The organism is Aeribacillus sp. FSL K6-8394 (genome assembly GCF_038008865.1).
GTDB lineage: Bacteria > Bacillota > Bacilli > Bacillales > Aeribacillaceae > Aeribacillus > Aeribacillus composti.
On record NZ_JBBPAA010000002.1, the window covers coordinates 504,576 to 531,205 of the forward strand.

At 40.5% G+C, this 26,630-nt stretch carries 24 protein-coding genes and 2 pseudogenes; 19 read left to right on the forward strand and 7 right to left on the reverse strand.

The features are described 5' to 3' along the window. Positions 1 to 7 precede the first annotated feature (7 nt). The 4 genes from rfbC to NSR00_RS14895 are packed head-to-tail and all read left to right on the forward strand — an operon-like array spanning position 8 to position 3,505. The gene (gene rfbC, locus NSR00_RS14880) at positions 8 to 571 is read left to right on the forward strand and encodes a dTDP-4-dehydrorhamnose 3,5-epimerase (RefSeq protein ID WP_340789607.1); all 564 of its coding nucleotides are present in this window, start codon (positions 8 to 10) and stop codon (positions 569 to 571) included. Beyond that, positions 568 to 1,581 carry a dTDP-glucose 4,6-dehydratase gene (gene rfbB / locus NSR00_RS14885; protein ID WP_340789608.1) on the forward strand — a complete coding sequence of 338 codons (1,014 nt, stop codon included), beginning with the start codon at positions 568 to 570 and terminating at the stop codon, positions 1,579 to 1,581. Before rfbC ends, rfbB begins: the two co-directional genes overlap by 4 nt. Further along, on the forward strand, positions 1,578 to 2,438 hold the full coding sequence (gene rfbD / locus NSR00_RS14890; RefSeq protein WP_340789609.1) for a dTDP-4-dehydrorhamnose reductase: 861 nt from the start codon (positions 1,578 to 1,580) through the stop codon (positions 2,436 to 2,438). Before rfbB ends, rfbD begins: the two co-directional genes overlap by 4 nt. Beyond that, the gene (locus tag NSR00_RS14895; protein ID WP_340789610.1) at positions 2,408 to 3,505 is read left to right on the forward strand and encodes a glycosyltransferase family 2 protein; all 1,098 of its coding nucleotides are present in this window, start codon (positions 2,408 to 2,410) and stop codon (positions 3,503 to 3,505) included. Before rfbD ends, NSR00_RS14895 begins: the two co-directional genes overlap by 31 nt. Positions 3,506 to 3,792: 287 nt before the next feature. Here the strand turns inward: NSR00_RS14895 and NSR00_RS14900 are convergent, their stop codons facing one another. Continuing rightward, on the reverse strand, positions 3,793 to 4,785 hold the full coding sequence (locus NSR00_RS14900; RefSeq protein ID WP_340789611.1) for an NADPH:quinone oxidoreductase family protein: 993 nt from the start codon (positions 4,783 to 4,785) through the stop codon (positions 3,793 to 3,795). 131 nt (positions 4,786 to 4,916) lie between these two features. Here NSR00_RS14900 and NSR00_RS14905 point away from each other — a divergent pair, with 131 nt between their 5' ends. From NSR00_RS14905 to NSR00_RS14915, 3 genes are all read left to right on the forward strand, one after another. Further along, on the forward strand, positions 4,917 to 5,504 hold the full coding sequence (locus tag NSR00_RS14905) for a TetR/AcrR family transcriptional regulator (protein WP_327863938.1): 588 nt from the start codon (positions 4,917 to 4,919) through the stop codon (positions 5,502 to 5,504). A gap of 255 nt (positions 5,505 to 5,759) precedes the next feature. After that, on the forward strand, positions 5,760 to 6,506 hold the full coding sequence (locus tag NSR00_RS14910) for a YkgJ family cysteine cluster protein (RefSeq protein ID WP_340789612.1): 747 nt from the start codon (positions 5,760 to 5,762) through the stop codon (positions 6,504 to 6,506). A gap of 310 nt (positions 6,507 to 6,816) precedes the next feature. Beyond that, positions 6,817 to 7,422 (forward strand): TetR/AcrR family transcriptional regulator, encoded by a 606-nt coding sequence (locus NSR00_RS14915; RefSeq protein WP_340789613.1) that lies wholly within the window; start codon positions 6,817 to 6,819, stop codon positions 7,420 to 7,422. A 463-nt stretch (positions 7,423 to 7,885) separates the two neighbouring features. On the opposite strand, the pseudogene NSR00_RS14920 reads toward NSR00_RS14915, so the two are convergent. Next, positions 7,886 to 9,009: pseudogene (locus NSR00_RS14920) on the reverse strand (IS3 family transposase). Between the two features lie 381 nt (positions 9,010 to 9,390). Between NSR00_RS14920 and NSR00_RS14925 the strand changes: the two are divergent. From NSR00_RS14925 to NSR00_RS14935, 3 genes and pseudogenes are all read left to right on the forward strand, one after another. Beyond that, positions 9,391 to 10,184, forward strand: a pseudogene (locus NSR00_RS14925) (ParA family protein). Then, complete coding sequence (locus tag NSR00_RS14930) at positions 10,168 to 10,452, forward strand: hypothetical protein (protein ID WP_094245219.1); 285 nt, start codon at positions 10,168 to 10,170, stop codon at positions 10,450 to 10,452. Before NSR00_RS14925 ends, NSR00_RS14930 begins: the two are co-directional and overlap by 17 nt. Positions 10,453 to 10,692: 240 nt before the next feature. Next, positions 10,693 to 11,526: a hypothetical protein gene (locus tag NSR00_RS14935; RefSeq protein WP_340789614.1), complete on the forward strand. Its 834-nt coding sequence runs from the start codon at positions 10,693 to 10,695 to the stop codon at positions 11,524 to 11,526. A gap of 500 nt (positions 11,527 to 12,026) precedes the next feature. Here the strand turns inward: NSR00_RS14935 and NSR00_RS14940 are convergent, their stop codons facing one another. From NSR00_RS14940 to NSR00_RS14950, 3 genes are all read right to left on the reverse strand, one after another. Next, a complete protein-coding gene (locus NSR00_RS14940; RefSeq protein WP_340787332.1) occupies positions 12,027 to 12,827 on the reverse strand; it encodes an ExeA family protein in 801 nt (266 codons plus the stop codon). Then, complete coding sequence (locus NSR00_RS14945) at positions 12,820 to 14,073, reverse strand: IS481 family transposase (RefSeq protein WP_340789615.1); 1,254 nt, start codon at positions 14,071 to 14,073, stop codon at positions 12,820 to 12,822. The genes NSR00_RS14940 and NSR00_RS14945 overlap by 8 nt, the downstream gene beginning before the upstream one ends. Before the next feature lie 140 nt (positions 14,074 to 14,213). Beyond that, the gene (locus NSR00_RS14950; RefSeq protein ID WP_340789616.1) at positions 14,214 to 14,771 is read right to left on the reverse strand and encodes a DUF6431 domain-containing protein; all 558 of its coding nucleotides are present in this window, start codon (positions 14,769 to 14,771) and stop codon (positions 14,214 to 14,216) included. 589 nt (positions 14,772 to 15,360) lie between these two features. Here NSR00_RS14950 and NSR00_RS14955 point away from each other — a divergent pair. The 5 genes from NSR00_RS14955 to NSR00_RS14975 all read left to right on the forward strand — a co-directional run bounded on the left by NSR00_RS14955 (position 15,361) and on the right by NSR00_RS14975 (position 20,117). Then, complete coding sequence (locus tag NSR00_RS14955) at positions 15,361 to 16,065, forward strand: FadR/GntR family transcriptional regulator (RefSeq protein WP_340789617.1); 705 nt, start codon at positions 15,361 to 15,363, stop codon at positions 16,063 to 16,065. A 127-nt stretch (positions 16,066 to 16,192) separates the two neighbouring features. Continuing rightward, a complete protein-coding gene (locus NSR00_RS14960; protein WP_340789618.1) occupies positions 16,193 to 17,446 on the forward strand; it encodes an enolase C-terminal domain-like protein in 1,254 nt (417 codons plus the stop codon). A 29-nt stretch (positions 17,447 to 17,475) separates the two neighbouring features. Further along, positions 17,476 to 18,423: a sugar kinase gene (locus NSR00_RS14965; RefSeq protein WP_340732871.1), complete on the forward strand. Its 948-nt coding sequence runs from the start codon at positions 17,476 to 17,478 to the stop codon at positions 18,421 to 18,423. Positions 18,424 to 18,434: 11 nt separating this feature from the next. Continuing rightward, positions 18,435 to 19,073 (forward strand): bifunctional 4-hydroxy-2-oxoglutarate aldolase/2-dehydro-3-deoxy-phosphogluconate aldolase, encoded by a 639-nt coding sequence (locus NSR00_RS14970; protein WP_340789620.1) that lies wholly within the window; start codon positions 18,435 to 18,437, stop codon positions 19,071 to 19,073. Positions 19,074 to 19,106: 33 nt separating this feature from the next. Next, entirely contained in the window at positions 19,107 to 20,117 is a 1,011-nt protein-coding gene (locus NSR00_RS14975; RefSeq protein ID WP_340732874.1) for a zinc-dependent alcohol dehydrogenase, read from the forward strand. A 152-nt stretch (positions 20,118 to 20,269) separates the two neighbouring features. Here NSR00_RS14975 and NSR00_RS14980 read toward each other — a convergent pair whose 3' ends face one another. Beyond that, complete coding sequence (locus tag NSR00_RS14980; protein WP_027725928.1) at positions 20,270 to 21,499, reverse strand: IS110 family transposase; 1,230 nt, start codon at positions 21,497 to 21,499, stop codon at positions 20,270 to 20,272. Positions 21,500 to 21,930: 431 nt separating this feature from the next. On the opposite strand from NSR00_RS14980, the gene kduD reads away from it, so the two are divergent. The 4 genes from kduD to NSR00_RS15000 all read left to right on the forward strand — a co-directional run bounded on the left by kduD (position 21,931) and on the right by NSR00_RS15000 (position 25,866). Beyond that, positions 21,931 to 22,686, forward strand: a complete 756-nt coding sequence (kduD, locus tag NSR00_RS14985) for a 2-dehydro-3-deoxy-D-gluconate 5-dehydrogenase KduD (RefSeq protein ID WP_340789621.1) — start codon at positions 21,931 to 21,933, stop codon at positions 22,684 to 22,686. Between the two features lie 109 nt (positions 22,687 to 22,795). Continuing rightward, positions 22,796 to 24,148 (forward strand): MFS transporter, encoded by a 1,353-nt coding sequence (locus NSR00_RS14990; RefSeq protein ID WP_340789623.1) that lies wholly within the window; start codon positions 22,796 to 22,798, stop codon positions 24,146 to 24,148. A gap of 83 nt (positions 24,149 to 24,231) precedes the next feature. Continuing rightward, the gene (locus NSR00_RS14995; RefSeq protein WP_340789625.1) at positions 24,232 to 24,465 is read left to right on the forward strand and encodes a hypothetical protein; all 234 of its coding nucleotides are present in this window, start codon (positions 24,232 to 24,234) and stop codon (positions 24,463 to 24,465) included. A gap of 519 nt (positions 24,466 to 24,984) precedes the next feature. Continuing rightward, the gene (locus tag NSR00_RS15000) at positions 24,985 to 25,866 is read left to right on the forward strand and encodes a LysM peptidoglycan-binding domain-containing protein (protein WP_063389278.1); all 882 of its coding nucleotides are present in this window, start codon (positions 24,985 to 24,987) and stop codon (positions 25,864 to 25,866) included. Between the two features lie 150 nt (positions 25,867 to 26,016). Here NSR00_RS15000 and NSR00_RS15005 read toward each other — a convergent pair whose 3' ends face one another. Then, positions 26,017 to 26,364 (reverse strand): hypothetical protein, encoded by a 348-nt coding sequence (locus NSR00_RS15005; RefSeq protein ID WP_327856578.1) that lies wholly within the window; start codon positions 26,362 to 26,364, stop codon positions 26,017 to 26,019. Positions 26,365 to 26,630 lie beyond the last annotated feature (266 nt).

Genomic DNA, 26,630 nt, shown 5'->3' on the forward strand with positions numbered 1-26,630 from the left:
AAGCGATATGAGGATTATTCAAACCGAATTTGATGGAGTGGTTATATTCGAGCCTACTGTATATAAAGATGAGCGCGGTTTTTTTATGGAAAGTTATAATGAACAAACATTTCGTAAATTAGGTTTCGACCTTCGGTTTATGCAAGATAACCATTCTCTTTCCGTAAAAGCGGGGACGATTCGAGGGTTACACTATCAACTAAATCCGAAAGCCCAAACAAAACTTGTTCGTGTTACTCGCGGTGCGATTTATGATGTGATCGTTGATATTCGTAAAGGGTCACCGACGTTTGGAAAATGGCAAGGATTTATTTTGAGTGCGGACAATAAACGACAATTGTTAGTTCCTAAAGGATTCGCGCATGGTTTTTGTACAATAGTAGAGAATACAGAAGTGCAATATAAAGTCGATGAATACTATTCTTCTGAGCATGATCGGGGCATTCTTTGGAATGATCCGTCATTAGGGATTGATTGGCCAGTAACTGACCCTGTTCTTTCGGAAAAAGATGCAAATCATCCATTGTTAGCGGATGCAGAAATTAATTTTGTATGGGAGAGAACTCTATGAATCTTTTAGTAACTGGCGGAGCAGGCTTTATCGGCAGCAATTTTGTGCATTATATGTTAAATAAATATCCTGAATATAAAATCGTTAATTACGACTTGTTAACTTATGCTGGTAATTTGGAAAATTTGAAAGATATTCAAGAAAATCCACAGTATGTCTTTATTAAAGGTGATATTAGAAACTATCAACTCGTTGATTATATTGTAAAGTCTCATCATATTGATGTGATTGTTAATTTCGCTGCTGAATCGCATGTGGATCGCAGTATTTCTGACCCAAATATTTTCGTTAAAACAAATGTATTGGGGACTCAGGTATTGTTGGATGTCGCGAAGGCGAACAATATCCAAAAATATGTTCAAATTTCTACCGATGAAGTGTATGGCAGTTTAGGAGATACAGGGTATTTTACGGAAGAAACGCCGCTTGCTCCAAACAGCCCTTACTCAGCAAGTAAGGCTAGTGCAGATTTACTTGTAAGAGCATATCATAAAACATATGAATTAAATGTGAATATTACACGTTGCTCGAATAACTATGGACCATATCATTTTCCAGAAAAGCTAATTCCATTAATGATAACAAATGCATTAGAAGGTAAAGATCTTCCTATTTATGGTGATGGTCAAAATATTCGCGATTGGCTTCATGTTAAAGATCACTGTGCCGCTATTGATTTAGTTATTCATAAGGGCAAGTCAGGAGATGTATATAATATCGGCGGACATAATGAACGGACAAATAACGAAATAGTCCATTTAATTGTTGAAAAACTTGGAGTTTCAAAGTCGTTAATTAAATATGTAGCGGATCGTCCAGGGCATGATCGCCGCTATGCAATCGATCCTACGAAAATTATGACAGAACTTGGTTGGAAACCACAATATACGTTTGACAAGGGAATTGAGGAAACGATTCAATGGTACATCAATAATCCAGATTGGTGGAAACGTATTAAGTCTGGAGAGTACATGGCTTATTATCAAAAGCAATATGGTGAAAGAGAATGAGTAAACCAAAAATATTAGTTACTGGTGCGAAAGGGCAGTTAGGCACAGAAATGGTCAAATTGTTAAAAGAGATGAAATATGAAGTATATGGATATGGACGAGCAGAACTCGATATAACGGATTTTCAGCAAGTGAAAAATGTTATTGACCATATCCAACCTAATGTCGTTATCCACGCTGCTGCTTATACAAAAGTAGATGCAGCAGAATCCGAACCAGATCAAGCATTTTTAGTTAATGCATACGGAACAAGAAACATAGTCGTAGCGTCAGAGCATATAGGTGCTAAGTTTGTTTATATAAGCACCGATTATGTGTTTGACGGCACCGCCAACGTGCCTTATAACGAGTTTGCTTTTACGAATCCGATAAGCGTATATGGAAAAAGTAAACTAGCCGGTGAACAGTTTGTAAGAGACCTTCACTCTAAATTTTTTATTATTCGAACATCATGGGTTTACGGGAAACATGGAAATAATTTTGTGAAAACAATGTTAAAGCTAGCGCAAGAACAAAAACAGTTGTTTGTCGTTGATGATCAAATTGGATGTCCAACTTATGCAGTTGATTTGGCTAGATGCATTTTTCAACTTATTCAGACTGAAAAATATGGAGTTTACCATATTTCTAATTCAGGTCATTGTTCTTGGTATGAATTTGCAAAAGCCATTTTCGAAGAGGCCAGTATTAATATAGTAGTTAATCCATGTAAAACAAAAGATTATCCAAGACCTGCTCAACGCCCTCCATATTCTGTATTGGATCATATGGCTCTACGATTAAATGGATTTAAGGAATTAAGGCATTGGCGGGAGGCGTTAAAGGAATGTATCAAAGTTTATGGGGTGAAATCTTGACAACATTAGCATTAGTCATGATTGTAAAAAATGAAGAGCGACATCTTAGCCGTTGTTTGCAAAGTGTCAAAGGTATTGTTGATGAGATGGTCATTGTTGATACAGGATCTACCGATCGTACAAAGGAAATAGCTTATTCATTTGGTGCGAAAGTATTCGATTTTGAATGGGTGAATGATTTTTCCGCTGCCCGGAATTATGCACTTGAAAAATCCACGAGTGATTGGAACTTCGTATTAGATGCGGATGAATATATTATGAATGACTGCGGAAGCGTTATACGTAATTTTATAGAAAAAAATGGAAAAGTAATTGGGCGGATTAAAATAATTGATGAGTTTATGCAAGATGGTGAGAAGAGGTATGCGCAGTCTTATCTATCACGGTTGCTGCCTAGAGGGGTGAAATATGTCGGAAGAATTCATGAGCAGGTAGAGTCTGATTTACCGAGAAAAAATTTGGATATAGAAGTGTATCACGATGGATATGTTTATACAGACAAAACGGATCGAAACCTCAAGTTGTTGTTGCTAGAATTGGAAAGAGATCCTCTTAATGATTATGTTTTGTATCAAGTAGGAAAACAATATAAGTTGCGGCAACAACTGCAACAAGCAGAATTATATTTTGAAAAGAGTTATCATCTTGCTCCATTGAGATCATGGTACCGTCATAGTTTCATTATTGATTATTTATATACGATTATAGGAAATAAATCGTTCGAGAAAGGCTTGAAATTAATTGAAACTGAGCGGGACCGATTTGTCGATTCCCCAGATTTCCATTTCGCATGCGGTTTATTTTATATGGACTTAATTTTTAGCAACGTTAACAAATACATCCATTTATTTCCGCTTATTGAAAAATCTTTTCTTCGATGTTTAGAAATCGGGGATACGGATAAGTATGATAGTGTGAAAGGGACGGGAAGTTTTCTTGCTTCTTATAATTTAGGAGTTTATCACGAGGTGATTGGCAATAAGGACAAGGCTGTCACTTTTTATCAACATGCAGCAATAAAGAATTATGAAAGAGCAATTGTACGTTTAAAAAAGCTACTAAAGTAATCTCAATAATATAACTTTACAAATAACAGAGTTTTGATGGGCTGGCTTTTTTTGCCGAATATAAAAAAATACTGAGACCGAACTAAAAGAAATAATTTATCTAAAAAAAGCTGCGGATTAGTTGCTGGTACGAGCTGCAAACTTTTTTTAAGAACTGTTGACAGACAAAAAGCTCGGCATATGCTGAGCTTTTTGTCATCAATTCACTAAAAAATTTTTTTAAATACCGATTTCCCGTTTCAAAAAGGGAACTATTTTCAAGCAAAACCCAGAAAGTGCTGCGAGTATTATGAGAGCTTTACAACCGTTCTGCCGCGCAGTTTGCCTTTTAGAATGTTCGATAATGCGTCAGGAAGCTGATCGAGTGTGATTTCTTGCGCAATAGATTCTAGTAGTTTATCAGGTTTTAAATCAGCGGCCATTCGCTCCCAAATTTGTTTTCGCAATTCCATTTGGCAATAGACCGAATCGATGCCAAGCAGGTTGACTCCTCGCAAAATAAATGGGAAGACAGTCGTTGGAACGTCGCTGCCTCCAGTTAGCCCACTGACTGCTACAGAGCCGTTGTATTGAATTCTGCTAAGGATTGCGGCAAGGGTTTTCCCGCCTACAGGGTCAACGGCTGCTGCCCAATATTGTTTATCTAACGGACGGATCTGTTCTGGACAAACTTCTTCGCGAGAAAGGATTTCTTTTGCGCCAAGCTCGCGTAAATATTCATGTTCTGTTTCTTTGCCTGTACTTGCGACAACATGATAGTTTCGTTTTGCCAACATGGAAACTGCGATGCTTCCGACTCCGCCGGTTGCTCCTGTAACGAGTACTTTTCCTTTGTCAGGAGTTAATCCATTTTCTTCTAAACGATGGACAGACAATGCCGCCGTAAATCCAGCTGTTCCTAAAGCCATAGCATCTTTTAGTGTCAATCCTTTTGGAAGAGGGACAATCCAATCTGCAGGAATGCGGGCGTATTCGCTGTAGCCGCCGTAATGTGTCACGCCGATTTCATAGCTTGTTGCAATAACTTCGTCTCCCTCTTTAAAGCGCGGATCTTTAGAAGAAACAACAGTGCCGGCTAGATCGATACCTGGTACGAACGGATACGATTTTACAATTTTCCCATTCGGAATGGAAGCTAATCCATCTTTATAATTGACACTGGAATAAGCAACTTTTATGACGACATCTCCTTCTGGAAGGTCATTCATGGAAATGGTTTGTACTTTCACTGAAAAATCTGTCTCCGTTTTGTTCACTACTAACGCTTTGAAGTGGTCCACTCGACATCCCCCTTATTGTTTTTCATATTCTTGTTTTTACGATAACAAAATTATTCTGACCGGTCAAAATATTTTTATCGTCAAAAATTCATGTATAATAGCGTTATGACCGAAGTTTGAGGGGTGTTTTTATGAAGAAAAAAGCAGAAGAAAGGCGAGAACAAATTTTAAGGGCTGCTTTTCAAGCTGTTTCAGATAAAGGGTACGAAACGGTAACATTGCAGGATATTGCTGATTATGCAGGTGTAAGCAAAGGGGTTACGAATTATTACTTTGAAAATAAGGAGGACGTTTTTTTAAGCTTGCTGGAATGGGTGACGGATCGCATTTATCAACATGAGTATAAAGCGGTTAGTAAGCAGACAGCAGCGATAAATAAATTAGAGGCTTATATCCATTCTGTTTTTATCGATCCAAAAAAGAATAAAAAATTTTACAAAGTGTACCTTGATTTTATGGCACAAGCGAGCCGAAATCCGCAATATCGGCTTATAAATCTCAAGTTTTACGAAAACTGCTGGAAAATCGGCCGCGACATTGTTGCTCTTGGTCAAGAGGAAGGAACGTTTTCAGCTGACATTGATGTCGATACAGCTTCCAAAATGATTCGCTCGATCATCGATGGATGTCTCATTCAGTGGTTAATGCGTGATGAAGATCATCTTCATGAGTTTTATAAGAAAACTTGCTATGAGCTAATTTTAAAATATTTAAAATAAGGAAAGTCTTTTGGGTATGATCTCCTGAAACTAGACATATTCCAGCGCTCAGCACCTGAAAGTACTTGAGACAAACTGGGACTGTAACGAATGTTAAAATTATCGAATCATTTGTAGAAAGTAGCTGATTGGAAGCGGTTTGACGGCTAAAGGTGCATTTTGGTTGCTGAAATTTTAAAAGATGTACCTGATGGATTTTTTGCAGGCGATGATTTACGATATTGAAAAGACATTGTTGCAAGGAGTCGAAGTCTTTTGGATAATCGATTAACCTACGAAGACATGTTGAAAATCTGTGAAACAATTAATATACATTATATTCCGGATGAGCAGCTGTTTTATGACACGATTGATCATATTTTAGAAAACTCAGAAAACGAAAGTGCTTCCGAAATTATTTTAGAAACATTTATAGCACTTTTAAAATTAATAGATTCCCAAATTAAAGAAATTGAAACAAAAGTGAATATACAACCTTCCTGTTTTAAAGGCTGTGCTTATTGTTGTTATTTTCCGATTATTACCACGCGCTTGGAAGCCAAATTAATTTTGCAATATATTCAAAGACTGCCAGAAGAACAAAAACAGGATATTCTTGGACATTTGTTCAATTATTTTGAATCGAACAAGGAGCAACTGGAAAAAGTATGCTCCATCGATTTTCATGAAGATCCTCAATTTAAATTCAAGTACATTTCTGAACAAGTGAGCTGTCCATTTTTAGATCGGTCGTCCAATACTTGCAAAGTTTACGAGGTCAGACCGACTCCGTGCCGCACGTATTTAAATTATTGCCATCCGAATGTGTGTGCGCAATCTTTAATGCCTCGGGAAACCTTCAGCTACGAATTTTTGCATGAATTTTATATGACGGCATTAAATGAGGTGCTTCAAGAGTTTTTATATGAAGATGAAGACTTAGGAATCACCTTTCCAGATGATGTATTTCATATCGATTATTTACCGAAGCTGTTAAAAGAAGAGCTGTGCAATAAGTCTTGAAAAAAAGAAGTCAGATTTTAGACAAATTCAGCTTAAGAGAATTTTCTGCATGCTTTGGTGAAAAAATGAAATAGAATTTAGTAAATATGGTAAAAAAAGAAGGAGCTGTCTTAGAAAGTCAAATCCCTATTGAAAACAAAAAATCATAAACATCGATGATATATCAACGTTTCTAAAACATAAAAGGGGGCCGTCAATAAGCCGAAAAAACGCTTATTAGACAGCCCCATTCTTGAAGAAATATTTTTCTTGATTTTTTTCACACTTTCTGTGAATATAAAATAAAAATATTCATATAAACATAAAGAAGGTGATTCGATGCCCACGTAAATTTCGTGAGGAAGAAAAGGAAACGATACGTCAAACATTATTAGAAGCAGCCAAAGCAATGTTTCGTCAATACGGGATACAAAAAACAACTGTTGCGGCTTTGACTGAAGCTGCTGGCATTTCACAAGGAGCGTTTTATTTATTTTTCCCCTCCAAAGAAGCGTTGTTTTATGAAGTGTTTCAAATGGAGGAACGAAAATTAAGAGAAATACTTCTAGTTGAGTGGACAGAGAAGCCATTAACGCAAGAACGATTGGCAGATTTGTTAGTACAAGCTGTAAAGTTGATCGAACAAGAACCGATTTTGCGCTTGATGATTGATCGAAAAGAATATGAACTTTTAATGCGGAAGTTACCGCCGGAATATGTTGACCAGCATACGACAGAGGATGAAGATGCACTTGTGCCTCTTATTGAAAAATGGCAAGACGAAGGAGTTATGGTAAAAGAAAACCCACGTACAATCGTCGCGGTCATACGCAGCTTCTTTTTGCAGCTTTTGTACCGCGATGAGATAGGGGAGAAGTTTGCCGAAGCGTTAGTGCTTCAAGCGAAATGGCTGGCGAAAGGATTGATGGAGGAATGATTGAGATCAAACAATTAACCTACACATACCCAAAACAAGCGAAAACGGCATTAAAGGGATTTAACTTTGAAGTCAAGGAAGGGGAAATCGGCCTTTTGAAATAGACATGAATCTCCTAGCAAAAATGGAGGTTCATGTCTTTCGTTATTTTACCAGAGATATCCATGATGATGGCACTGAGTCGGTTGTTCTGAGCACCGTCTCCTTGTTTTTCTAGAATGGTGTATAACGATTGGATTCGAGATTTTTGGATCTAAGTCAAATTTTTGGACACAAAAAAAGTTATTTTTTTAATTAAGTGTCTGCCCATATAAGTGTGGTAAGGCAGTGACACTTGACAAGGAGCCTCTGCGGGCATGATTCTCCTGCCAAGAAGGCAGATGTGTAAAACATCGGCATCGCCAAACAAGGCTATCATGCCCGCCACTCCATGTAAAGCGGGTGCACAATCTCAAGATAGCGATTAGGCGGTACGCCGAATGTAGTCCTCTAGCTCTTGTGGGGTTTTATAGCCAATGCTACTATGAATTCTTTTTCGATTATACCAACCTTCAATGTATTGAAATAAAGCTAATGTAGCTGACTGGTAATCCATATATTTGACGTTTTGTATTTCTTCTTTCTTCAAAATGGCATGAAAAGATTCCATGCACGCACTATCATATGGGCAACCTTTGCGGCTGAATGACTGTTTCATGCCTTTGGATTGAACATACTTAGTAAATTCTTCACTTGTATATTGAGAACCTAGGTCAGTATGAATGATAAGCCCTCTTTCCGGAGTTTGAGTGTCATACGCGTTTGCTAAAGCTTGAATCACCAGATCCGTTGTCATCGTCCGCGAAAAGGAATAACCAATAACCTTTTTAGAATGCAAATCCAGTACAGAAGCTAAATAACACCAACCGTCTTTCACTGTATGGATATAAGTAATATCTGATACCCATTTTTCATTAATGGAATTTGTCGAAAAATCCTGTTCTAATAGATTTTCTCGTTCTTTCACTCTTTGATTACTTGAATATGGACGGTATTTTTTCGAAATGATCGAACGAATTCCAGCTTTTTTCATCAAACGCTGGACTCTTTTTAGGCTCACCAAATAGCCTTTTTTTTGAAGAGTGATATGGATTTTGGGAGCACCATAGCGTTGTTTGCTTTCTGTATGAATTTCTATGATTTTGTCGGTTCATTCCTTGTTTTCCCGGTTACGATTCGACTCAACCTGTTGAAGTGATTGATAGTACGTACTTCTAGGTATTTCGAACACTTTGCAAAGCGTTTTAATGGAATACTGGTCTTTATGTTGATCAATCACAGAAACGAGATCGTCTTGACTTACTTTTTCGCGAATATGGCCATAGCCTTTTTTAAAATGTCGTTTTCCTCCTGAAGACGACGGATTTCTTTTTGCAGCTTGACAACATCATCCGGAGTGACAGATGTTCCATCTTCCAAATCGATAGGGGAATATTGCTTAATCCATCTGTAGATTGATACATCTGATACGCCATATTCGCTGCATAAATCTTTCACAGAGCTGCCAGTGTTGTAAAGATCAACAACCATTTTTTTTGAAGTCTTCATTAAATTTTTTTCCAGTACTATGGTTACCCATAAGGACACATCCTTTCATTTTTTATTATGGTCAGTTATATGAAAATTTAACTTAGATGTGTCCATGGAATTATACTAGCATCACTTTTGTTGCTACTAGTTTTTGTTTTAATAAAAAGGTATGTAGGGACTATCATTATGGAGTTTGGTTTGTTTACTGTATTTGATAACTACAAAACTGTACACCGGAACAATTTCTTAATGAAGTATTAGAACAAACAGAGTACGCAGAAGAATTAGGATACGATGTTAGTAAAATTTTATAAAGATTGCAGGGTTATCAAAACTTTAGTAGAATAAATCTACAAAGAAAAGAAGAAATAAACGTTGGAAGAAAGGAGGATACGAAGGTTGGCGATCACTATCACCATGGGCATCCAAAAAGGAGCGGAAAATCAACTACCACAGGGGTTTTAGCGTATTTATTAAGCCGGGATGGATACAGAGTGCTTGCGATCGACATGGATTCGCAAGGAAACCTGACCGAGCTGCTTTCCAAGAAACCGGCAAACGAATTCGTAGAAAAATCTGTGCTCGAAGCCATGCAATACCGCGATCCGAAAAAATACATCGTGCAAATCGATGAAAACCTGGACCTATTGCCGGCCAATAACTTCCTAGCGACTTTTCCACGCTGGATTTATACGGGTATTACATATACGGGGGATAGAATCAAATATCATGGAAATCCGAGCTTGGTGCTCGATGAAACTCTGGAGGAAGTACGCAACGAATATGACTTTATCGTGATCGACATTCCTCCGTCCTTAAGCGAACAGACTACCAATGCTTTATGCGCTAGCCAATATGTCGTCGTATTGTTTGAATGCTCCAACTGGTGCTATTCCGCGATTCCAAACTTCATGGATTCTGTAGACGGCGCCAGACGACATGGAAGACACAACACGCGGCTGCTTAGCATTTTACGAACCATGAACGATGTAAGACGCAATGACGCCAAAGCTTTTAACGAAATGATCGAGGAAGACTACCCAAATGAAGTGTTTAAAACCGTCATCACACGCAAAGCCCCGATCGGCCGCTTGTCGCTGTACGGCTTTGATCAAAACAACGAACTACAGCAGGCTTTGGAACAATACGAAAACTTCTATAAGGAGCTGATGGAACGTGTCAAAAGTAGATGACATCAAAAATCTAAAGCGCCAGCAAAAAGTCATTACACCTACGCAAGTTTTAGTAGAACCTGTTGGAGATGAAACCAACGTTTCTTCGAATGAAGAAAACAACCAAGAAAGAAAGGAAGGAAACAAAGTGGAAAGAAAACGCGTATCCTTCGATTTGCGGACGGATTTGCACAAAGAGCTGAAAATGCAATCGATCCTGCAGGAGAAGAATATTTATTTGCTTATTGAAGAAGCTTTAGAAAAATATTTAAATGAGCTTAAAAAATAAAGTAATATACCCAGCAAAGTGCTGGGTTATATGAAGAAAATTCTTAATTTTACACAAAAAAATAAAAAATACCTAAAACGGTAGTTAACAGTACTTCGACGGTTTTTCACGCGGAATCCCGAGTTACTCACCGTCTATATTCAATATCTCGCGGAATCCCGAGAGATATTGATGTACCCTTATATTATAATAAGACGTAAGCAAAAGTCAACTTCCAGTTGTAAGGAAGGGTGTTAATTAGTGGGTAAGGAAAAGATAATGATATTTTTTGATGAGAGCGGAAAAGGAAGTGTCAAACCTAATTTGATGGGTGGCTTATCTATTCCGCATGAAATATACTATCAAGATGATTTCCAATTATTAACTCAAAAATTACGGGATGGATTGATTAAGTTACATTTTAAGGGTTATTATGGCGATGCGAATGAAAGGGATAATTTTATTCGTGTTGGAGAAACTTTAGCAAAGTATTCTAAGTTCATCAAAATGATTGTGATTAATTATAATTATTCTGCTCTTGTTGGTGCCACTGAATTAGGAAAAGATGTAGTTGAAGACATGATTTACACAAAGTTTCCCGAAAGAATTCTTTATGGTTTACTAAGAGGATATGGTAAGAACATCGACATAGAAGCGGAAGTGTTAATCGAAAAAGCTAACGAGTACGAAAATCTTAATCTTTTCCAACTTAGAGATAAATACGAACATGACGTTAAATTGAATTTAGATGGTTTAGTAAAGGACTTATTAAATATTCAAGCGCTTTATAGAGGGGAAAATTACGTGATTAACAATTGCAGACTAGTTCCTAAGGGCGAAGAAATCGGAGTAGAAATGACTGACATGCTGTTGGGAATTGTTAGAACAATTATAGAAAACAAGCCATCAATCACTTTAAAACCTACTGCCAAAAATAAATTAACTATGCACTTATTACGAAATCCCGATTTTTGTTCTTTAATACAAAATATAAGATATTTTGAATGGGATCAATCCAAGGAATTACCGGAAGTAAGTTTAACGAGTTACTTGCAGCTATTCATGGCTAAACATTTTAACGAAACACTAAACTGAGTACCACCAAAGCTGGTGGTATTTTTCATTCCACAATTAGCCACTATGTTACATTCGGTTTGGACTCACATTTATATTTGTTTGGTGAAGTTGTGAAGAAGAGGTTTAAAAACGGAGAAAATACCTAAACCAAAACCGAGATTTACCACTTAAAAACAGAGAACAAAAAGCTTAAAACAGCATTACATGAACACATATGATAACGTCCATAGCTATAGCTATACGTAGCGAAGCCGGAAAGCAGTTCACCGCATCGGCGGGAAGCTTTCAAACAACGAATAAAGTATCCATAATGTAAACTAGCACATTATTTCAGAATCCCTTTTTCAAATTATTTCAGGCGGATTCGGAAATAATGTGCAAAATTTTTGCGGATTGTTCCGGATTTTGCACATTCTTTCGGAACGTTTGCACGCTCTTTCAGATGAAGATTTCCAGCGCGCCTGATGGACCGATGGAAAAGAGAAAGCACAAAAGAGGCCGATTCGGCCCCTTTCGTGCTAATACCCCATTTCCTCTGCGGCCATGCGCACCACTTCTTCGTCAATGGCGTCCTTTTTCAGCTGATACCCGTATAACAGGCACGTCGTGGCTAACGTGTTGATCACCCGAGGCCATCCCCGCGACTGCAGGGCAATCGCCTCTAACGCCGATGGGGTGAAGATCGGGTGCTTCGCCCCGGCCTGTTTCATCCGATGCTTGATGTAGCCCGCCACCTCTTCCTTCTCCAGCGGCCCCATCCGGTATCGCATGATGATCCGCTGGTCGAGAGGGCGGTGCTGATTGAGCCGCAGCTTCCCCTGTAAATGGGGCAGCCCGGCCAAAATCAAGACAAATGGGTTGGTCGAATCCATCTCAAAGTTGAACAAGATCGCGATGTCCTGTAAAAATGCATCCTTCGCTAAATGCATCTCGTCCAAAATGAACACCGGCGTGATCCGCCGTTCATGATACAATCGCTCGATCGCCTGCTGGATTTGGCGGAAGAGGTCTACCTTGCGGTACTTCGGTTCCTCTCCTAATCCCAAGGCCAAACCACGGTAAAAATCCATCACGCCTCCGGTGGATAACGGAAAGTAGACGACATGATACAATGATGGATTCAATGATTCTTTCAGCGCCCGAAGGGCGAACGTCTTGCCCGCCCCCGGCTCTCCGATCAACAGCCCGATCCCCCGGGTTCGTTTCACGTACTCCATCGCCCGCAACGCTTCCTGAAACGACGCCCCTTGATACGCCTCGGACGGGTCTGTTTCTTTCGCAAACGGCTCCCGCGAAAGGGAGTAAAACGATTTATACACCGTGTTCTCCCTCCTTCGCCGGAATCGCCGCAAACGGGGACCGATGGCGTTTTACATAGGCGTTGTCCTCCAAACGAACCCGAACGGCCTCCGCCACCTTCCTTCCATCTTCGTACACATAGACGCCCCGTTCGTCATAGCGGAGTTCAATCGATTGCCCAATGAACCGGGGCGGCACTTCATACAGCTGCTTGTTCAAGGTGATCGTTCCATCGGCTTTGACCTTGCGGTGCTCCCGCTTCAGAAAAATCGCATCCAGCCAATCGCTATCTTCGATGAACGACACGAGATGCACTTGCGATTGAAACACCTCATGCGGCGTTTTTCCGTCCAGCGAGGCGTGCGGTTTTCGATGATACTCCTCTTCAAGCCACCTCCAAAAGCGCTCGTTCAGCTCTTCGAGCGACTTCGGGGGATCCAACTCCAGCAGCGGATAAAACCGCGTCTGTACGGTGCGGAAGAACCGTTCGATTTTCCCTTTGCTTTGCGGGTCATACGGCTGGGTGTGGATGAGCGTAATTCCCATCTCGGCGCACGCATACTGCAGCACCTCGGATCGATAAATTTTCCCGTTGTCCGAGTAAATGCGCTTCGGCTTCCCGCAACGAAGCACCGCTTCCTTCGTGACGATCCGCAGCCCGTCAAACTTCTCCGAAGGGAAAAACTGCGCGTACGGCACAAACCGCGAGCAGTCATCGATATAGGCGATCAAAAACGTTTTCTGGGCTTTCCCATTGACTCGAATCGTTGGTCCATGGGATAAGTCCCCTTGCCAAAGCTCATTGATCTGGTCATACGCAAAGCGCTTTCGCTCCGGCATGGGCAAGATTTCTTTCCCGACAAGGTTGTGTTTTTTCAACAATCGGTATATAGTAAAGTAAGAGGTATAATTTTCTGGGATTTCCCCCTGCTCGATCAGGTGTTCGTAGAACACCGTCACGGGCATGGTGGGATGTTCTTTTCTTAGGGCTAAAATATGATCCTCATCATCGGGCGACAGACGCCTTGAGTGGCCGCGGTCCGAACGGCGCTTCGGCTTTAAGGCGTCAAAGCCCCCTTTTTTGTATCGGGTGCACCAATCGAGGATCGTCTTGGCTGCGATTCGTTTGTCGCCCTGGTGGGGAACATGGTGCACTCGCTCGCTCACCTCTTTCAGATACGTCTTCGGTTCCACCTGCCCATTCACCAACGGAGCGATTAGCCCGTACCGAAACAGGGCAATGTCGTGTCTCATCGACTCATCCATTCGAATCTCCTCCTTGTCTCACTTGGAATCAGGACCGTTCCGGTCCGTCTGCCCTTATCGTACCGGATCGCTTTTTCTCCGTCGATAGGAAAGGTTTGTGAGAACCTCAACTATTTCCAATTTAGGATATGTATGTAAAATCAGGATCCCATTTGATTCGCAAAAGGGTGTCGGAATCCGTTCTCCCACATGTCTCTGATGACCGAATAGAGACCGTGTTTCTCCAACGTCCGGATCCACCAGGAAGCCCGTTCCTTTTCTTTTTTCACGATAGGGCCTATGATCCTCCACCGCCTCGCAAAAAAGCTGTGAAGGCTTGATAGGTTTCGGCAGAACCGTCGGACATAAAAGATGATGCCGTCCTTTGTCGGGAGAAACGGAGCCCGGTTCGTCCCCTCGGTCAATCCCAACTGCTCTTTCACGACTTGCCATATGGCGGACAACGTATACTGAAAATACGGGAGGAGAAAGGAAGGCAGCACACTCACCGTCTTCAAGCATTCCCGACAGCGATACCGGACAATCCAAATGCGATAATCACCATGTGGGGTCAATGCGTTTCGCTCATAGTAACCGTGGCGGTGCAACGGGCGCTTGGCCCGGCAATGCGGACACTTTTTCAGAAGAGGGAAGTCGTTTTCTTTTCCACGCTCTGCATACGTTTGGACGTCAATGCCAAAGTCATGAAATTGAATCACGTCCTCCTCCCCCTCCTATGAACCGATGGATTTTCTCTTCCGAAATAATTCACAAAAAATTTAGCACATTCTTTCAGAAAAGGGGAGAGGGCTTTCTGAAGGAATGTGCAAAAAAATGGCTCTTTTGTTCCGAAATAAAGTGATAATTTACACCATAAAACAATAAACGTTTATGACATCGAATAAAAGAATCAACGTTTATTTCTTCTTTTCTTTCTAACAAGATTTATATATCCTCTGCCAATCAGGTGATTCATCACATAAATAAAGCCCGCGCCGGTCTTCTCGGCTGGCCGCCTCCCTGCCTGTGGCAGTCCGGCTGGAGCCTGCGAAGCCCGGCGCTTGCTCAGCGATTTGCAGGCCGTAAAACACGCTTTTCTTCTCCCATACAGCAATGGTGTGCTGGAAGGTCAAATAAACCGGTTGAAAACTATTAAACGAATGATGTATGGCCGAGCTGGGTAACCAATATATTTTTGCTGCAAGTATTTATTTTTTAAGAAATCCCAAGAAAACGTTTACTTTAGAAAAAGCATATGTTATTATAGATACATAACTTGTAGTACATGTTACAAGAGAGGTAAGGGAATTGGGACTTAAATCGATTGATAAGCAAAGTATAGTAAATTCAGTTTACGAGCAGTTAAAAGAAAATATCATTAATGGTACCTGGCCGCCTGGAAGTAAGATCCCTTCTGAAACACAATTGCAGAAAATGTTTAATGTGAGCCGTGTTAGTATTCGAAGCGCAATACAGCGGCTTAGGGGTTTAGGGATTGTTGTAACTTATCAAGGAAAAGGAACATTTGTTTCTGAAGATATTGGTGAGGTACACATCAATGACTTTATTCCTATTATGCATCTTAGCGAGGAAGAATTTTTAGACATGATGGTATTTCGACAGACAATGGAATATAAATGTTTAGATTTAGCTGTGGCTAACGCAACAAGCGAAGACTTTGAAAATATGGAAGAAATTCTGAATGAAATGCTCCGTTGTAAAGATGATTATAAAAAATATTCAGAAGCAGATTTTAATTTCCATTTAGCTATTGCGAAAGCTTCAAAAAATAAAGTTTTCTATAGAGTGATGCTTTCCATTCGGGATCTTTATTATTATTATTTAGAAGAATTAAATCGGGTATTAGGAGTAACATTGGAAAGTATAGAAGCCCATTTACAAATATTCAGAGCTATTCAAAATAGAGATGCTGATACTGCAAAACAAAGTCTCAGTAAGGCAATGGAAACTAATAGTGAAATTATCAAAAAATTAAAGGATTCAAGAAAATAGATTACCTCTTCTTTTAGTGAGGTAATATATTTTTTAAACATAAACTTGTAGGACAACTAATAAGTATCCTCTGAAAATCCCACTTTATAAAGTTAAATACTTTCTAAACTGAGAAGGAGCTGTAAAAATGAACCAATTAAAGATTCAGGATGTAAAAGTAATTTTAACTGCACCCGGTGGAATCGATTTAGTTGTAGTAAAAGTCGAAACCAATGAACCGGGATTATACGGGTTAGGATGTGCTACCTTTACTCAACGTATTTTCGCAGTAAAGACAGCAATCGAAGATTATTTAAAACCATTTCTCATTGGAAAAGATCCAAGAAGAATAGAAGATATTTGGCAGTCTGCAAATGTAAGTGGATACTGGAGAAACGGACCAATTATGAACAATGCACTATCTGGAATTGATATGGCACTTTGGGATATTAAGGGGAAAATTGCAAATCTACCGGTCTATGAATTATTAGGCGGCAAATGCAGGGATGGAATTCCTCTTTACCGCCATGCGGATGGTCCGGATGAAGTGGCAGTTGAAGAAAACATATTGGCGCTTATGGAAGAAGGCTACCAGTATGTCCGCTGCCAAATGGGGATGTATGGTGGAAGCGGAACCACTGATACAAAATTGATTGCAACAATCTATGAAAAGTCTAACAAAATAGTTCCTAAGCGTTCGCCTAAAAATTCATTACCTGGATGTTATTTTGACCCTGAAGCCTATGCAAAAAGCATCGACAAGTTGTTTGACCATTTGCGTTCTAAAATAGGGTATAATATGGAATTTATCCATGATATCCATGAACGACTTCCACCTATTGAAGCGGTTAGATTAGCTAAAAAACTAGAACCTTATCATTTGTTTTATCTAGAAGATCCTGTTGCACCGGAGAATATAGAATGGCTTAAATTGATCCGACAGCAAACTTCTACACCTATCGGGATGGGAGAACTGTTCACTAATGTGAATGAATACAAGAGTTTAATAGCTAATCAGCAAATTGACTTTATCAGATGCCACGTAAGTTTTATTGGCGGTATTACACCAGCGAAGAAACTAGCTGCATTTAGTGAATTATACGGGGTGCGAACAGCTTGGCATGGACCCGGAGATATTTCTCCAGTAGGAGTTGCAGCTAACCTTCATTTAGATTTGAGTACACCGAACTTTGGGATTCAAGAATGGACTCCATTTAATGATGCGCTGCAAGAAGTATTTCCAGGCTGCCCAGTGGTTGAAAATGGGTTTGCCTACGTAAGCGATAGACCTGGATTGGGTATAGACATTGATGAAGAGAAAGCGAAGAAATTCCCTGTTACAGGCGGCATCCCTTCCTGGACTTTAGCTCGCACTCCAGATGGAACAGCTGTACGACCATAATCATGGGTAGGTCAAAGGAGTACATAAGGATGGATGTAATAACAATTGGCGACGGGATGATTACATTTGAACCAATCTCAAAAGGCCCTCTTCGATTTGTCAACCAGTTTGAAAGAAAAATTGGTGGGGCCGAGTTAAACACGATATTAGGATGTACTCGCCTCGGCCTTTCGACTGGGTGGATCGGTCGTCTTGGCCAAGATGAGTTCGGACGTTATATTATTAACACAATACGAGGTGAAGGGGTAGATACATCAGAAGTGAAATTAGTGGAAGGGTACGCAACATCCCTCAATTTTAAAGAAGTATTTGAAACAGGAAAGGGAAGAACGTTTTACTACCGTAATCCGTCACCTACGGAAACTTTGACTCCGGAATTGCTGCCAGAAAATTATATAAAACGATCCAAAATCTTGCATGTGACGGGTGTGTTTCCTGCAATTCACCCTCAGAACCGGGCTGTTATTTTACGGGCACTTCAAATTGCGAAGGAAAATGGTGTGAAAATTTCATTTGATCCGAATATTCGTCTTCGTTTATGGTCCAAAGAAGAAGCAAGGGAAACGATTTTAACGTATTTGCCTTATGTTGATTTCTTATTGGCTGGTCGCGAAGAATTGGAAATTATATTTGATTCTAGTGAAGACCATGAATTGATTCATTCTCTTCATCAATTTAATTTTGAAAGCGTTGTTATGAAAGATGGAGGCAACGGTTCATATGCATTGGTCAACGGGGCTTGGAAACATGCACCAGGTTTTCGGGTAGAAAAAGTTGTAGATACCGTTGGAGCAGGTGACGGATTTAATGCCGGATTTTTATACAGCACGCTTCAGGGATGGCCGATTGAGAAATCACTTGAATTTGCCAATGCAATAGGTGCAATGGTGGTGCAAGTAAGAGGTGATAATGAAGGACTTCCTTATCTTGAAGAAGTGAACAGGTTCTTAGGAGTAGAAGAAACGATCGAAAGGTAGGTGGGATTTAAATGATTATTAAACAACTATCGACAGTTCCTCTTGTACCGGTATTACGTAATGTACCGTATGCTAAGAGTTCTTGCATCATTAAAGCACTTGTTGAAGGTGGCGCTCGTTCCATAGAAGTGACAATGGAAACAGACTTGGCAGAGAAAATGATTGAGGAAACAGCCGAAGCTTACAGAAACCGGATTCTGGTAGGTGCGGGAACGGTTTTAACTGTAGATGAATGTGAGCGAGCGATTAAAGCAGGAGCTCAATTTATCGTTACACCTGTACTTGATGAAGAGGTAGTTCGGTTTGCAATGAAAAAGGAAGTACCTGTTATCCCTGGAGTTTTTACACCAAGTGAAATGCTGAGGGCGGTGAACCTTGGAGCCCCCATGATAAAACTATTCCCTGCCTCTGTTCTGGGATCGGCGTTTATTAGAGATGTAAAAGGCCCCCTTAGTCATATTCCCATTATGACAACTGGTGGAATTACACTCGATACTGCTAGAGATTTTCTGGATGCAGGTGCGATTGCAGTTGGTGTTGGAAGTGCACTGCTGCGTAAGGATTTAATAGACTCAGAGGATTGGACTCAATTAACAAAGGAGACTCGTAGATGGCTTGAAAAATTAAATATTTCAAGATCTACGATATAAAGTTATTAAATAATGACAAAGGAGTGAATTTGAATGAAAGTAGGAACATATGTAGGTCCGATGCAGGTAGAAATGACAGAAAGAGAAATACCAGTTCCAAAAGAGGATGAAGCATTAATTAAGGTTTCCTACGGAGGAATATGTGGGACAGATATGATGATTTATCATGGATTGCATCCGAGAGCAAAGGCCCCATTGATAATGGGACATGAGTTCAGTGGGGTTGTTGCAGAAGTGGGAGAAAATCAACATGTGAAAAAGGGTGATAAAGTAGCGATAGAACCCCTTTTAAGTTGTGGCATATGTGAAGCATGCAGAAACGGGCAAATGAACGTTTGCAGGACCTTAAGATACATCGGAATCGATAAGGATGGAGGATTTGCTGAATATGTGGCCATTCCTATTAATAGACTACGCATATTGCCAGAGTCTGTTACAGAAAAAGAGGCAGCAATGCTTGAACCTTTGGCTGTGGCCATTCATACCGTTCGACGTTCGAGGCTGAAAGTCGGTGATACGATAGCCATTCTAGGAGCGGGGCCGATCGGGTTGTTAATTGGCATCATTGCTGAACATGCCGGTGCAGGAAAAATCTTCATTTCCGATGTTAGTTCTATGCGACTGCAAGTTGCACAAGATTTAGGTTTTGAAGCGATAGATGCGAGAAATTCGGACATTGTCCAAGTTGTAAAAGATTATACAAACGGGGTCGGGGCTGATGTTGTTTTCGAAGTAGCAGGCACTCAGATTACAGCTAACCAAATGATTGATTGTATTAAATTCCAAGGTGAGATTATGGTTGTGAGTGTCTATAAAAATCCTCCTACTGTTCAACTGGCTAATATGCATTTTCGTGAGATTTCCTTAAAAACAACCCGATGCTATAGCCCTGAAGACTTTACGAAAGCGATTGAGTTACTCGAACAAAACAAAATTAATCTTGATCCATTGGTTTCCCATGTTCTTCCTTTAGAAGAAATTAAGAAAGGTTTTGAATTAATGAAAAACCCTGACCAGTCATTAAAAATTTTATTTCGACCTTAAGTCCTGCGGTAATATGTCAAGGTGAAAAATCATAGAAATTGGAAATTCCCTTGTCCGATGATCCGAAAAAAGGCAATACTGAAGAAACCCAGTATTGGTACATGTAATAAACTGGGTCTAAAGGTTGATATTGGTATACCAGATCGATCCTCTTATCGATCTTCCCCCTTTCTTGGCGTGTAGATTTGACCGTTGCGTAGCAGCGCATCGATCACACGCACGAGTTTTCTAGCGGTGAGGACGAGGGCTCGTTTATGTTGGTGTTTGGGCACTTCCTCATACTTCTTCCGGTAGTACGCACGAAACGTCGCATCATGCCGTTGCACCGAGTTGGCAGCCTCCACTAGGTAGTAACGGAGATAGCGATTGCCGGAACGAATGAGGGAGGTGTCCTCGGCTTGAAAACGGCCCGATTGGTGCTTGGACCATGTCAAGCCGGCATATTTTGCCAAGGCGGCCTGGTTGTGAAACCGCTCGATTTGCCCGATTTCGGCCAGGATGCCTGCGGTATAAACCGGTCCGATGCCTGGGATGGTTTGCAGTGTGTTCGGAATGCCTTCAAGATGGCGGGTAATGGCTTTATCGAGCTCTTTGAGCTGCGATTGCAGGCTGCGGATTGATTGAATCGACAGCCCTAACAGCAAGTCGATGGAATCCTCGACACACTTGGACAACCGATACGACGAACGGGCCGCCTTTTGAATCGACTTGGCGATGCATTCCGGATCGGCAAAGCGATTGCGCCCTTTTTGGCGCAGGAAGTCGGCCAACTGCTTGACATCCATTTGGCAGATGTCATCGAGGCTCCACGACTCAAGCAGCAGTTCGAGAATGGCATGTCCGAAGATCGAACTGTCCACCTCTTGGGTAAAGGAACTGCATTTGTAAAACAAGTGCTGGAGAAAATACTGTTTCTCACGGGTTAACTGGTGGACGAGATGATATCGCATGCGTGTCAGTCGCTGAAGCGCGAGAAACTGCTCCTTGAGGACAGCCGTCATCTTCAGACGGCCGAAGCGAAGCCGATCCGCAATGATCCAAGCATCGATGTCATCCGTTTTCTCCAAGTCGACATAGGCTTCTTTAAACTTGCGAATGAGCTTTGGATTGATCGTAAACACCTTGACGTTCCAAGCCTGCAAGGCCTCCTGCTGGTGGAAAAACATAGCTGGATGCCAACTGTAGACCGAGGTGGCTTCCATCCCGATCAGAATTTCGGTTGGCTTTCGCTTGTTAGCCCACAGGAGGATTTGATCCCGAAGGAAGGTGGCACCCAGAAGATGATTATCCACTTTGAAGCGTGCGCACGTATTTCCTTCATGATCCATAATGCAGGTGGCTAAGTCGCGTGAGCTCACGTCGATCCCGACGTAGAGTTTCATGAGATCACCTCCTATTGTTGTAGGATCGAGGGGTAGGACTCTTCGGGATGCCCCCGGATCGCGCCTGTTGACCAGTCACCCTCGCATATGAGAACTCACGTTGGACCATGGGCTGCCCTGGAAGCTGCTCCTTCCAGCATGGGGAAAACCAACGGGAACAGCCTGCGGGTTAGACGTCCAAACAGGGGCCGAGGAGACAGACTTTACAAGTAGTCAAAGCTACAGGAGTGAGAAGAGTATCCCCGATGATCCTAAGACCATTATCCAGGAACATTGCGAAAAGTCCAACCCCGGTACGCTCAACCCTTTGTGGGAGGGCGCGCCCCTCCCACAAAGGCAACCACCCAAGATATGCGATTGTCAAGGAGCGTATCGGACTGGAAATTCGATAAAAAAACTTTCTGAAACTTAGTATACGAGGAGTGATAATGATGAAACAAGCATTTGATTTAACCGGTAAAGTTGCAGTGGTAACAGGGGGATCTCGTGGTATTGGCAAGGGGATTGCTATTGGACTCGCAGAGGCAGGAGCAAATATAGTATTAGTGCAACGTTCTAATGATACATCTACACAAGAGGAAATTAAGGCGTTAGGCGTTCGTTGTGAGATTATTCATTGTGACTTAATCAATCTGGAAGATGTGAAACAAGTTATTCCAAACGCAATCGAAACTATGGGTTCTGTAGACATTCTCGTTAATAATGCAGGTATTCAAAGACGCTCTCCGGCAGTAGATTTTTCAGAACAGGATTGGGATGATGTTCTAACAGTAAATCTTAAAGCGGTATGGATACTTTGCCAACAAGCTGGAAGACATATGGTGAAGAGAAAGAGCGGGAAAATTATCAATATTGCCTCTCTTGTCTCTTTCCAAGGCGGTATTTTAGTCCCAGCTTACGCTGCAGCAAAAGGCGCAGTAGGTCAACTGACAAAGGCCCTTGCGAACGAATGGGCTTCACAAGGGGTAAATGTAAATGCCATTGTTCCTGGTTATATTGCGACAGAAATGAACACAGCCTTAATTGAAGACCCCGTTCGAAGCAGACAGATTCTTGAGCGAATTCCTGCAGGGCGATGGGGAAATCCAGACGACTTTAAAGGACCAGCCGTGTTCCTGGCATCCGATGCATCCAATTATATTCATGGTCATTTGCTTGTGGTTGATGGCGGATGGTTAGGACGTTAATGATAAATGAATGAGAGATTAGCAACTTAATAGTATGACTATTCAAACTTTTTAAATATTTTTAGTACAAAGGGGTAGGGCTATAGATATGAAAAAGGGGGAGACTAGTATGAGTTTGGTGAGAAATGACATTAATCAAATGGAAACTATTCCGTCTGCTAAGAAAACAAACATTCGCTGGATGATTGTAACCATGTGTTTTATAGTGACTACTATTAACTATGCAGACAGAGCTACCATATCTGTTGCAGCTGCACCTTTACAAAATGATTTAGGTATAAATGCTGTCACGATGGGATATATCTTTTCTGCTTTTAGCTGGGCTTATGCACTTGGACAAATTCCAGGTGGATGGATACTAGATAAATTCGGAACAAAGAAAATTCTTTCCTGGAGCTTGTTTCTGTGGTCTTTATTCACTTTATTACAAGGATTTGTCGGATTTTTTAGTACTGCTACAGCAATTGTGATGTTATTTGTACTTAGATTTATCATGGGTCTGGCTGAAGCACCATCGTTTCCTGGCAATAGCCAAGTTGCGGCCTCCTGGTTTCCGGATAATGAGCGTGCTACTGCATCTGCCATTTTTAGTGCATCCGCATTTGTAGCCATCATTATTTTCAACCCATTTATGTCTTGGATTACACAATCCTTTGGTTGGGAATATGTCTTTATTGTAATGGGTGTACTAGGCATACTCATAACCTTTCTTTGGTTAAAAGTCATTCATAGCCCAAAAGATCATCCACGTGTCAATCAAGCTGAACTGGAATATATAAAACAGGGCGGCGGTCTGTTAGAAATGATGGATAAGGGTGCTAATAAAGAAGCTAGCAAAATTAACTGGTCCCATATTAAACAGTTGCTTCGAAGTCGTATGTTAGTAGGGGTTTATATTGGTCAATATTGTATTTCAACCCTTACATATTTCTTTATGACTTGGTTCCCGGTTTACCTGATTCAAGAACGTGGCATGTCTATTCTTGAAGCCGGGTTTGTAGCTGTTCTACCTGGTCTAAGTGGTTTCTTAGGTGGAATTTTAGGGGGAGTTTATTCCGATTATTTGTTAAAAAAAGGGAAATCCCTTACATTTGCTCGAAAAACTCCCATTATTATTGGGATGATTCTCTCATCAACTATGATTATTTGTAATTATACGGATATGGAATGGCTGGTAGTTGGAATTATGGCTCTTGCCTTCTTCGGGAAAGGATTCGGACAGCAAGGATGGGCCGTTATGGCGGATACTTCTCCAAAAGAAATGGGCGGTATCAGTGGAGGATTATTTAATACATTTGGTAATATTTCTGGTATTACAACACCGATTATCATTGGATATATCATTAATGCAACAGGCTCTTTTAATGGCGCACTAGTCTTTGTAGGACTCAATGCGGTTGTTGCCATGATCAGCTACTTGTTCATTGTTGGTGAGATTAAACGTATTGAACTAAAAAATTAAAAAGATCAGATGTAAATTAGTAACTACTCAGCCCTCTAATAGAGCTTGTTTTTGAAGCTAGCCCAAAGAGAGGTTTTTCAGGCGTGAAAAACCTCTGGCGGGCGGCATCCCTCTTAGGAAAACAAATCATCCGTGTGTCCTTGAAGCAGCTGCTCAAGGGTGTCAGCGATCGGTTTGTTCTGTTTTTGGATTGTGGAGATGACACTCCGCATCAGGCAAAAGGCCTTACGCCTTTCTCGGAACGGAACGTGCCGGAAATTTTCTCCTTCGTTTTGGCCATCCGCAAATCACGATATAAGGGGCATCTTTCCTCTTGAGAAGGGGAAGGATTTATCAAACCGTTCTCCTTCTCAAGAGGCCACTAAACGAAGTGCGGTAGTAGGGTGTAGGGTTTTAAAATTTTTCTCGATTTTACGTGTCTATTTTCTTGACATAATACCATTTTCTACTATTTCGTACGACATATAGATCGGTTTGGATAAAGATCGACTGTCCAATCAATGTAGATCAAGAATGATAAGCTATCAATTCATGTCTGAAAATCCCTTCATAAATAACATGACAAATTTATTTGAGGACTGGATGAAATAGCAGTGAAGTGAGGTTTAAGCGAAAATATGGCAAGGCTTATATTTTGCCTGAGCAATCAGAAGAGAAGGAATTATGCACTGGCGTAACAGTAACTGAAGTGAAAAATTCCTAAATATTAGTATGAAATTTTACAGTCTTTTCTTCTTTGAAAAGCAACTGTTATCTATTTAATATCTTTTTGCAAAGCTATTGTTACATAAAATTGCTATGATTGTCGTTGTAGGGAAAAGGAGGGATTTTTCATCATGAAAAAAACAATCATTGCTTTTACAGCTGCAGTAGCGACTTCGCTTCCATTTGTAGGTCAAGCTTCTGCTGAAACATATAAGGTAAAACAAGGTGATTCTCTTTGGGAAATCTCTAAAGAATATAATGTATCAGTGGCAGATATAAAAGAATGGAACGGCTTAACGACTGAAACGATTTATCCAAATCAAGAATTAGTCGTAAGTGAAAAAATAAAATATACAATCAAATCTGGAGATACGTTAAGCAGTATTGCCGATCAATTCGGTGTGACCGTTTCGTCACTAAAATCTGCGAATAACTTAACATCCGATTTAATTTTTGCTGGTGATGTTTTAATAATTGATCAAGCAGCAAAAGAGGAACGTACAGTAGAAAAGAAAGTGAACAAACCAGTCGTACAGCAAGAAACAACGACGAATGATAAAAACACAGCATCTGCAAATAAAACCAGTACATATGCTGCGAATGAAAAGAGTTTAAAAAATGAAGAAGCAACGTCTTCTTCACCTAAAGAGGAAAACAGCTCTAATCAAACTGTCAGCAAGCAAGAAGTTCAAGCGAGAGAAACTGCAACGAAAGCTCAAGAAGATAACGGAGCGAAAGATGCTGGCGAAACGATTACAATGGAAGCCACCGCATATTCTTTAGTAGGAAATAAAACAGCAAATGGAACTGTATTAACAAAAGACTCAAAAGTTGTATCTGTAGATCCAAGTGTTATTCCGTTAGGAAGCAAAGTATATATAGAAGGATACGGAACATATACTGCTGCTGATACGGGCAGTGCAATCCGCGGCAAAAAAATTGATATCCATATGCCTACTGAACAAGATGCGATCCAATTCGGACGTAAACAAGTAAAAGTAACAATTAAATAACTAGATAATACGGGTGCCGAAAGCTTCTTTTTGGCGCCCTTTTTATTTTTTGATTATTACGTTTTGTCAAAAAGGCTAAAGATGCAGAAACTGAAGGTGAAAAGGAAAGGAAAAAATATTGCAGCGATTTTTGGAAGATGAGAACTTAAGCTATAATTGTCTAAGCTTTTTTTCATGCTTCAATGTTTTGCTGGACACGAAGTCGAGGGTTTCTTGTGCGTCTGTTAATTCAGCGCGAATCCCTTCCAATTTTTTCTCTAAGCGTGTAAAGCGTTCATCCACGTTTTTTCTAAAAGATTGCAAATCGTTTTCCAGTTTATCCATTCTTGATTCCAGCTTGTCCATTCTAGATTCCATTTTATCCATTCTAGATTCCAGTTTGTCCATTCTTGCCTCTAAGCCATCCATTCTTTTTTCAAGATGATCAAATCTTGAGTCAATGTGCTCAGAATGCTCTTTCAGCGCCTGCAAAATTGTTTTTAATGCAACGTCTTCCATATTAAAAGGGCTGCCTCCTTTCTTTTCACTATATTTTTTATTATAAAAGATTATAGGTAAAAATGTAAGTTGGAATAATTCTGGAAAATACTCAAATCGGGTATTTGTCAAAAAGAGTTGATTACAGCAAAATTCAGCTGCACGTAACCGTCAGCCGTACAGGGCAAACGCGTTTGAAGATTGCAGTGAAACGCCGGGCAAAAAGAACAAACATGCTGAAATATTAGGCTTGTTGCAAGGACAAAAAAGGAGAGCAGCAAGCAAAA

What these genes read in the sequence shown, in the direction of transcription:
- NSR00_RS14965 (WP_340732871.1), top strand. Translation starts at nt 17,476, where the DNA reads ATGGATGTAATAACAATTGGCGACGGGATGATTACATTTGAACCAATC.
- NSR00_RS14975 (WP_340732874.1), top strand. Translation starts at nt 19,107, where the DNA reads ATGAAAGTAGGAACATATGTAGGTCCGATGCAGGTAGAAATGACAGAA.
- NSR00_RS14970 (WP_340789620.1), top strand. Translation starts at nt 18,435, where the DNA reads ATGATTATTAAACAACTATCGACAGTTCCTCTTGTACCGGTATTACGT.
- NSR00_RS14905 (WP_327863938.1), top strand. Translation starts at nt 4,917, where the DNA reads ATGAAGAAAAAAGCAGAAGAAAGGCGAGAACAAATTTTAAGGGCTGCT.
- NSR00_RS15000 (WP_063389278.1), top strand. Translation starts at nt 24,985, where the DNA reads ATGAAAAAAACAATCATTGCTTTTACAGCTGCAGTAGCGACTTCGCTT.
- NSR00_RS15005 (WP_327856578.1), bottom strand. Translation starts at nt 26,364, where the DNA reads ATGGAAGACGTTGCATTAAAAACAATTTTGCAGGCGCTGAAAGAGCAT.
- rfbD (WP_340789609.1), top strand. Translation starts at nt 1,578, where the DNA reads ATGAGTAAACCAAAAATATTAGTTACTGGTGCGAAAGGGCAGTTAGGC.
- NSR00_RS14945 (WP_340789615.1), bottom strand. Translation starts at nt 14,073, where the DNA reads ATGGATGAGTCGATGAGACACGACATTGCCCTGTTTCGGTACGGGCTA.
- NSR00_RS14895 (WP_340789610.1), top strand. Translation starts at nt 2,408, where the DNA reads ATGTATCAAAGTTTATGGGGTGAAATCTTGACAACATTAGCATTAGTC.
- kduD (WP_340789621.1), top strand. Translation starts at nt 21,931, where the DNA reads ATGAAACAAGCATTTGATTTAACCGGTAAAGTTGCAGTGGTAACAGGG.
- NSR00_RS14960 (WP_340789618.1), top strand. Translation starts at nt 16,193, where the DNA reads ATGAACCAATTAAAGATTCAGGATGTAAAAGTAATTTTAACTGCACCC.
- rfbB (WP_340789608.1), top strand. Translation starts at nt 568, where the DNA reads ATGAATCTTTTAGTAACTGGCGGAGCAGGCTTTATCGGCAGCAATTTT.
- NSR00_RS14990 (WP_340789623.1), top strand. Translation starts at nt 22,796, where the DNA reads ATGAGTTTGGTGAGAAATGACATTAATCAAATGGAAACTATTCCGTCT.
- NSR00_RS14980 (WP_027725928.1), bottom strand. Translation starts at nt 21,499, where the DNA reads ATGAAACTCTACGTCGGGATCGACGTGAGCTCACGCGACTTAGCCACC.
- rfbC (WP_340789607.1), top strand. Translation starts at nt 8, where the DNA reads ATGAGGATTATTCAAACCGAATTTGATGGAGTGGTTATATTCGAGCCT.